General features: G+C 75.7%; 8 protein-coding genes. All 8 read left to right on the forward strand.

The features are described 5' to 3' along the window. The 8 genes from KDL28_RS16770 (at window position 1) to KDL28_RS16805 (ending at window position 7936) form a co-directional block, all read left to right on the forward strand. A complete protein-coding gene (locus tag KDL28_RS16770) occupies window positions 1-720 on the forward strand; it encodes an ABC transporter permease (RefSeq protein ID WP_252439630.1) in 720 nt (239 codons plus the stop codon). Window positions 721-743: 23 nt separating this feature from the next. Next, the gene (locus KDL28_RS41535; protein ID WP_252439632.1) at window positions 744-1886 is read left to right on the forward strand and encodes a sensor histidine kinase; all 1143 of its coding nucleotides are present in this window, start codon (window positions 744-746) and stop codon (window positions 1884-1886) included. Window positions 1887-1956: 70 nt separating this feature from the next. After that, window positions 1957-2568 carry a response regulator transcription factor gene (locus KDL28_RS16780; protein WP_252439634.1) on the forward strand — a complete coding sequence of 204 codons (612 nt, stop codon included), beginning with the start codon at window positions 1957-1959 and terminating at the stop codon, window positions 2566-2568. 622 nt (window positions 2569-3190) lie between these two features. After that, window positions 3191-4195, forward strand: coding sequence for an XdhC family protein (locus tag KDL28_RS16785; RefSeq protein ID WP_252439636.1), 1005 nt, complete (start codon window positions 3191-3193; stop codon window positions 4193-4195). A gap of 128 nt (window positions 4196-4323) precedes the next feature. Next, the gene (locus tag KDL28_RS16790) at window positions 4324-4914 is read left to right on the forward strand and encodes a YdcF family protein (protein ID WP_252439664.1); all 591 of its coding nucleotides are present in this window, start codon (window positions 4324-4326) and stop codon (window positions 4912-4914) included. A gap of 13 nt (window positions 4915-4927) precedes the next feature. Next, window positions 4928-6184 (forward strand): deoxyguanosinetriphosphate triphosphohydrolase, encoded by a 1257-nt coding sequence (locus KDL28_RS16795; RefSeq protein WP_252439638.1) that lies wholly within the window; start codon window positions 4928-4930, stop codon window positions 6182-6184. Window positions 6185-6291: 107 nt separating this feature from the next. Continuing rightward, window positions 6292-6924, forward strand: coding sequence for a hypothetical protein (locus tag KDL28_RS16800; RefSeq protein ID WP_252439640.1), 633 nt, complete (start codon window positions 6292-6294; stop codon window positions 6922-6924). Between the two features lie 430 nt (window positions 6925-7354). Next, window positions 7355-7936, forward strand: coding sequence for a carboxymuconolactone decarboxylase family protein (locus KDL28_RS16805; protein WP_252439642.1), 582 nt, complete (start codon window positions 7355-7357; stop codon window positions 7934-7936). Window positions 7937-8018 lie beyond the last annotated feature (82 nt).

Raw genomic sequence — 8018 nt, forward strand, 5'->3', positions numbered from 1 at the left:
ATGCCCACGATGCTGCTGATCGAGGTGCGCCGGCTGCTCCGCGAGCCGCAGTTCCTGGTCTTCACGATCGGGTTCCCGGTCGCCTTCTTCCTGATCTTCGTCGGGATCTACGCGCCCAGCCAGGAGGACGGGAGCCTGGTCGCGCTGATGCTGAGCATGGCCGCCTTCGGGGCGATCACCGCGTCGGTGAGCACCGGCGGGCTGGTGGCCACCGAGCGGTCACTCGGGTGGAACCGCCAGCTCCGCCTCACCCCGCTGCCGGCCTGGGGGTACCTCGCGGTCAAGGCGGCGGTCGCGATGCTGGTGGCGCTGCCCGCGCTGGCCATGGTGCTGGTGGTCGGCGCGATCATGGGTGTGGACCTGCCCGTGCTGACCTGGCTGCAGGTGCTGGCCGTGGCCTGGGTGGGGGTGCTGCCCTTCGCCGCGATCGGGCTGCTGGTCGGCACGCTGGCGACCCAGGAGTCGGCGCAGGGCGCCACCATGATCACCATGCTGCTGTTCAGCCTGCTGGGCGGCATCTTCATCCCGGTCGCGATCCTGCCTCCGGCCATGGTGACGATCGCCAGGGCGCTGCCCAGCTACTGGCTGGCCGACGTCGCGGCACGGCCCGCGGTCGGCGGCGGGGTGCCGTGGGAGGGGGTCGCGGTGCTCGCGGCCTGGTTCGTCGCCGCCGGTGGGCTGGCGGTGTGGCGCTACCGCCGCGACGCGGTCCGCGTCTGAGCGGGGGGACTACGGTGGGCGACGTGTCGACCGGCGACGCGGCGGGACCGGTGCGGGACCTCGCCGAGATGACCGTCGGCCAGTGGTACGCGTGGTCCGGCGGCTGGGTCCTGCTGCTGGTCCCCCAGCTGTGGACGGCGGTCACCGTGGACCGGCCGGTCGGGCTGCGGGTGCTGCTCGTGCTGGCGCTGCTCGGTTACGGCGCCTGCTACCTGCACGGCCTCTACATCGCCGTGAAGCGCCGCAGCGCGTGGTTCTCGGTCGCGCTGATCGCGACGATGGCCGTGCTGTGGGCGGTCGGGTTCGTCGGCCTGGGCGCGGGCGACGGCAGCAGGCTCTACACCGTGGCGTTCGTGGTGGTCGCGGTGGGGATACTGACCAGCCCGCCGCACGGCCCGCCGGCCACGCTGCTCACGGCCGTGGCGGCGCTCGGCGTCGCCTGGGCGCTCGGCCAGGAGATCGGCTGGGACGAGGTGTTCGCCATGGTCGCTCTCGGCCTCGGGATGATCGCGGTGTTCGCCCTGGTGCGGGGCAACAGCGAACTGCGCGAGGCGCGCGAGGAGCTGGCCACGATGGCGGTGACCGCCGAGCGCGAGCGCATGGCCCGCGACCTGCACGACGTCCTCGGCCACAGCCTCACCACGATCACCGTCAAGGCCGGGCTGGCCCGGCGGCTGCTGGAGAGCGGCGCCCACGACCGGGCCGCCGTCGAGGTGGCCGACGTCGAGTCGCTGGGGCGCCAGGCGCTGGCCGACGTGCGGTCCACCGTGGCGGCGAACCGGGTCACCTCGCTGGCCGCCGAGCTGGCAGGCGCCCGGGAGGCGCTGCGCGCCGCGGAGATCACCGCCGACCTGCCCCACGCCGTCGACGACGTGCCCGGCGAGCGCCAGCAGGCCTTCGCGCACGTCGTGCGGGAGGGCGTGACGAACGTGATCCGGCACAGCGGGGCCGGTCGCTGCACGATCCGGCTCACCCCCGAGTCGGTGGAGGTCGTCGACGACGGTGGCGGCGGGACGGGCGTCCCCGGCAACGGCATCACCGGGCTGGGGGAGCGCCTGGCCGCCGCCGGCGGGCGCGTCGAGGCCGGTCCGGTCCCGGGCGGCGGCTACCGGCTGCGCGCCGAGTGCGTCCCCGCGTCGCGCCGCGTCCGGTCGGGGCCGGCATGAGCGAGCTTGCGAGCGAATCATCAGTACAGCGCCTGCGCGCAGCGCCGGCCGAGCTCTGCGAGGCCGAGCGATGAGCACGATCCGCGTCCTGCTCGCCGACGACCAGGCGCTGGTCCGCGGCGCGCTCGCGGCGCTTCTCGGGCTGGAGCCCGACATCGAGGTCGTGGCCCAGGTGGGGTCCGGCGCCGAGGTGGTGCCCGCCGCGCGGGAGTGCGCGCCGGACGTGGCCCTGCTCGACGTCCAGATGCCCGGCGGCGACGGCCTCGACGCCGCCGCCGCCCTGCACGTCGCGCTGCCGGCCTGCCGGATCGTCGTGCTGACCACCTTCGGCCGGCCCGGCTACCTGTCGCGGGCGATGCGGGCGGGGGCGTCCGGGTTCGTGGTCAAGGACGCGCCGCCCGAGCAGCTGGTCGACGCGGTCCGCCGGGTGCACGCCGGGCTGCGCGTCGTCGACCCGGTGCTGGCCGCGGAGTCGCTGTCCAGCGGGGCCAGCCCGCTCACCGACCGCGAGCGCGAGGTGCTCAGGGCGGCCGCCGACGGCGCCACCGTCGCCCGCGTGGCCGGTGGCCTGCACCTGTCCGAGGGCACCGTGCGCAACCACCTGTCGTCGGCCATCGGCAAGACCGGCGCCCGCACCCGCGCCGAGGCCGTCCGGCTCGCCGACGAGCGCGGCTGGCTCTGACGCCGCGGCGAGAACGACGTCGTTCTCGACGTGCCAGGTCGAGCGCGCCCTCGTCCCGACGCCCTCGTCACGGACTCGGGGCCGCCCCCGTCGTGGGCCCTGTGCGGCGCCACCGGGGAGCTGGTCCTCGTAGTCGGCTGCGGTCACGCACTCCGCACCGGCCTCGGCCAGTCCCCGCAGCAGCGTCGCGACGGCCGCGAGGACCTCGGCCGGGTCGGTGCCCGGCGTGGTCGGCTCCACGTCGAGGTAGAAGGGGAGGTGCAGGAACCGATCCGGATCGGAGGCGGCGACGCCCTCGTCGTGGTCGTCGTTCTCCTCGACGTCGAGGTCGAGGACGGCACCGGTCACCGTCCTGCGGGCCACCTGGCGTCGACGAGGGGCGCCACTGTCCGGGCGGGCGAGTCGGCGTCGCCGTCCCACAGGACGAACACCTTCGCGTACAGGTCCATCGTCACTCCCCGAAGCAGAGGTCGTGTTCAGCAGGGTCTCCTGTTCGCGACAGCGCGCCTCTCCACCCACCGTCGAGAACGAAGTCGTTGTCGGTTGGACCGATCCAAAACGACAGCACCTTCGTTCTCGACGGGTGGCGGGGGTGGGGGTGCGTGCGGGATACCCTGGCGCGGTGAGCGAGCACGGGCTGCGTGAGCTGGGGACCGCCCTGCGGTCCTGGGCGGCCGACGGGGTCGGCGTGGTGCGGGTGCTGGAGCGGCACGGGTTCGGCACCGTGGAGTCCGGCCAGCTGCTCGCCGGCACGGCGTCGGGCGCCGTCGCCGGGCTGCTCTACCGGGGCGCGCTGGACGTCTCGGCCCGCCCGCTGGTCGCCGCGGCCGCCGCCGCCCCGCAGACCCGCGAGGCGCACGTCGCAGAGCCCGACGCGCTGGCCGCCGGGCTGGCCTGCGCGGGCGGGGCCACCCTGCTGGGCCACCCGCTGCCCGCGGCCCAGGCCGACGCGCTGGGCGCCGCGCTGGAGGCGGGCTCGCCCGCCGCGCTCGTCTCGGCCGCCGACGGCGCCGCCGCGCTCGTCCTCACCGGACCCGACCTGTCCGCGCGCACGGGCGGGCTCGGCTCGGCCGAGCTCGACGACGCCGCCGCACGGGCCGCGGCCGGGCTGCTGCGCCGCGGGGCCACCGCCACCGAGCGGGTGCCGGCGGGCGACGTCGAGCTGCTGGTCGACCTGTGGGTCCCGGTGCCGTCGGTGCTGGTCGTGGGGGCGGGCGCCATCGGCGAGGCGCTCGCCGCGCAGGCCGGGCTGCTGGGCTGGGGCGTGCGGTCGGCGTCCACCGTGGACGAGGCCACCGCCGCGGTCGCCGACTTCTCCGACGCCGACGTCCTCGTCCTGCTCGACCACGCCCCCGCCTTCGACGCCACCCTGGTCGCCGGGCTGCGCGGGCGCGGGTTCATCGGTGCACTCGGCTCCCGGCGCACCCAGGCCGCCCGCCGCGAACGGCTGCTCGCCGCGGGCGTCACCGAGGACGAGCTGGCCCGGCTGCACGGCCCCGTCGGCCTCGACCTGGGCGCGCGCAGCCCCGCCGAGACGGCGGTCTCGATCGTCGCCCAGGTGGTCGCGGCCCGGTCCGGCCGCGGCGGCAGCGCCCTCGCCGGCTCCGAGCACCGGATCGGCGGATGAGGCCCTCCTCGGAGGCGACGACCGTCGCCCTGTACCAACCAGGGGCCGGCCGCGTGCCCCCGCGGCGGGCGCCGCGCCCGGCCGGCTGGCGGGCCTGGACGGCGCGGGTGCTGATCGGCGCGCTCGCCATGGGTGCGCTCGTCGTCGGCGGCACCGCGTTCCGCGTGTGGCAGGTCGCCCGTGTCGACGACCGCCAGCCGGCCGACGCCATCGTCGTGCTCGGCGCCGCCCAGTACGACGGCGACCCCAGCTCGATCTTCGCCGCCCGGCTCCGGCACGCCGAGGCGCTCTACGAGGCCGGTGTCGCGCCGCGGATCGTCACGGCGGGCGGCGGGCAGCCCGGCGACGCCTACACCGAGGCCGAAGCGGGCAGGCGCTACCTCGTCGAGCGCGGGGTGCCCGCCGCCGCGGTCGTCGCCGTCGGTGAGGGCAGCGACACCCTGGGGAGCCTGCAGGCCGTCGCGGCGCGCGCCGTGCGGGACGGCTGGGACAGCACGGTGATGGTCAGCGACCCGTGGCACTCGCTGCGGGCGCGCACCATGGCCCGCGACGCCGGGCTCGACGCCTGGACCTCGCCCACCCGCAGCGGCCCGGTCGTGCAGACCCGCGAGACGCAGGCCCGCTACATCGTCCGGGAGACCGCGGCCACGCTGTTCTACCGGCTCACCCACGCCTCGGTGGACCCGTCCTACGCCGACGAGACCGGCGGCGTCGGGTGAGCCGACTCCACCCATGACGGCCCGCTACACCGCGCACGACACCGCTCGGCTCGTGCCGGAGCCGCCCAAGGGCGCCGGGCGCTCGGACCGGCGCAGCCCCTTCTCCCGCGACCGCGCCCGCGTCCTGCACTCGGCGGCCCTGCGCCGGCTGGCCGGCAAGACGCAGGTGCTCGGGCCGGGGGAGGGCGCGGAGATCACCGGCGTGCCGCGCACCCGGCTGACGCACTCCCTGGAGGTCGCCCAGATCGGCCGCGGCATGGCCGAGGACCTGGGCTGCGACCCCGACGTCGTCGACACCGGCGGGCTGGCCCACGACATCGGGCACCCGCCGTTCGGGCACAACGGCGAGCGCGCGCTCGACGAGTTCGCCGCCGGCTGCGGCGGCTTCGAGGGCAACGCCCAGACCCTGCGCATCCTCACCCGCCTCGAACCCAAGATCGGGGACGGCGTCCTGGACAGCGGGCTCAACCTGACCCGCGCCTGCCTGGACGCCGCGGGCAAGTACCCGTGGCCGCGGCGCCCGGGGCTGCGCAAGTACGGCGTGTACGCCGACGACCTCCCCGTCTTCGAGTGGATCCGCGACGGCGCGCCCCCCGACCGGTGCTGCATCGAGGCGCAGATCATGGACTGGTCCGACGACGTCGCCTACTCCGTGCACGACGTCGAGGACGGCATCCTCACCGGCCGGATCGACCTGGCCGCGCTGGCCGCCCCGACCGAGCGGGCGGCGCTCGTCGACCTGGCGGCCGTGCACTTCGGCGCAGATCCGGGTGCGCTCGACGACGCGGCCGTCGCCCTGCTCGCCCTGCCCTACGTCGACGCGGTGCGCGGCTTCGCGATCGGCTCGGCGCCCGTCGCCGCCCACCGCGCCCTGAAACGCCTGACCAGCGAGCTGGTCGGACGGTTCGTGCAGGCCGCGACCGAAGCCACCTGGCTGGTCCACGGCGACCGGCCGCTGCGCCGCTACGACGCCGACCTCGTGGTGCCCGAGGCGGCGCGGGCGGAGGTCGCGCTGCTCAAGGCGGTGGCCCTGCGGTACGTGATGGCCGACCCGCAGCGGCTGGCCATGCAGGCCCGCCAACGCGAGCTGCTCACCGAACTCGCGACGTCGTTGCTGGTCAAGGCCCCGGACGTGCTCGACCCGGTGTTCGCCGACGCTTGGCGCGATGCCCCCGACGACGCCGCGCGGCAGCGGGTCGTGGTCGACCAGGTCGCCGTGCTGACCGACCAGCAGGCCGTCGCCCGGCACCTCGCCATGGGCCTTCGTTAGCGATCCGTGACCCACCCGGAGGCAACCCGATCGGGTGAACTATCGTCCGGCCCCGTCCGTGATCGCCCTGTGTGCCCCGGAGGTTCCGGGACCGGGAAGGTGGGTCGATGACCAACCGGCTCCGCGGCGTGGCAGCTGCTGCCGCGTGCGCCCTGATGCTCGCCCTGTCGGCCTGCGGTGGTTCCGACCCCACAGCCGACGACCACGGCATGACCGCCGAGGAGCACGCCCAGTGGGAGGCGGAGCAGGCCCAGGGCGGCGCCGCCGCCGACAGCGGCCACTCCGGCGGCCACGGCGGCGGTGACGCGGCGCCCGCCCCCGGCGGCGGCGGTGGCCACTCCGGCCACGGCGGCGCGACCGGCGAGACCGAGCTGTGGGCCGTGCAGTCCGCCCCGCTCGGCTACATCGTCACCGACGGCACCGGCCGGATCGTCTACCGCTCCGACCGCGACAGCAACCAGCCCCCCACCTCCAACTGCGTCGACGCCGCCTGCACCGCCAGCTGGGCGCCGCTGCTGGTCGGCGAGCAGGGCGTGGTCGGGCTCGGCGTCAAGGACGACGACATCGGCGCGGTCGTGCGACCCGACGGGACCAAGCAGGTCACGGTGGCCGGATGGCCGGTGTACACGCACGTCGGGGAGAGCACCGGGCTGGAGTCCGCCGGCGGGAACGGGGCCGACGGGGTGTGGTGGGCGATCAACCCGCAGGGTGAGAAGGCGCTGCCCCCCACTGCTGGGTGAGGCCCCCGTCGGGAACCCGGGGGACGCCGGGCGCACGATCGGTCCCGGGGCGGTCTCTTCGCAGACCTGACCTGGCCCGCGCAGGTGCTACGGCACCTGCGGAGACCGCACGGACCCTGCGACGTGGCCGAGGAGCCCCGCCGCGGGGGATCAACACGGTCGAGCAGCGGCCTGAGGGCTCCCCGCTAGCCCGTGTCACCAGTCGGGGGACATGAGCCGCACCGGCGCGGCGAATGTCCCCGAACTCGCCCAGCCCCCGACATCCAGGTGATCGACTCGCGCGAGATCGACCCCATCGGGCTCCCCGACGCCGCCCAGCCCGGCCACGTCCGAAGCGAAGCGGACGCCCGAAACCGAACCGAAGCCGAGCTGTCACGTTCGAGTCCTCCTCATCGTCCAGGGAACGCAAGGACGATCCGAGGAGGACGAGATGGCGCTCACCCGCATCCCCGCGGTCCCCGACGAGCAGGCGGGCCTGGTCGGTCGGTTGGTGTACCGGTACGCCCGGCGGCGGTTCGGGGAGGTTCCCGAGCCCTTCGCCGTCGCCCGCCACCACCGCGGCGTCTTCTGGGCGGGGCTGGTGGCGGAGATGGCCTACGAGAAGGCGTCCAAGTCGCTGCCGACGTCGGTGCGGGAGCTGGCCGTCTACCGGACGGCGACCGTGGTCGGCTGCCAGTGGTGCGTCGACTTCGGCACCATGCTCCAGCGCCTGGACGGGCTGGACGTCGAGCGCCTGCAGGACATCGACTCCTACGCCACCAGCCCGCTCTACTCCCGGCCCGAGCGGTTGGCGATCGCCTACGCCGACGCCATGACCGCGCAGCCGCCGACGGTCAGCGACGAGCAGGTCGTCGAGCTGGAGCGGGAGTTCGGGCGGGCGGGGTTGATCGAGCTGACCACCCAGATCGGGCTGGAGAACATGCGGGCCCGGGTCAACCACGCGTTGGGCATCACCGGGCAGGGCTTCGACGCGGCGTGCAAGGTGCGGCTCGAGGCGTCCGCGAAGGGTTAGCGCGGTCCGGGGGGCGGGGGGGGGGCCCCGCCCCCCCCCCCCCGCCCCCCCGCCCCCCACCCAAAACCCGGGGGGGGGGGGG

This window comes from Pseudonocardia humida (assembly GCF_023898865.1).
GTDB classification, from domain to species: Bacteria; Actinomycetota; Actinomycetes; order Mycobacteriales; family Pseudonocardiaceae; genus Pseudonocardia; species Pseudonocardia humida.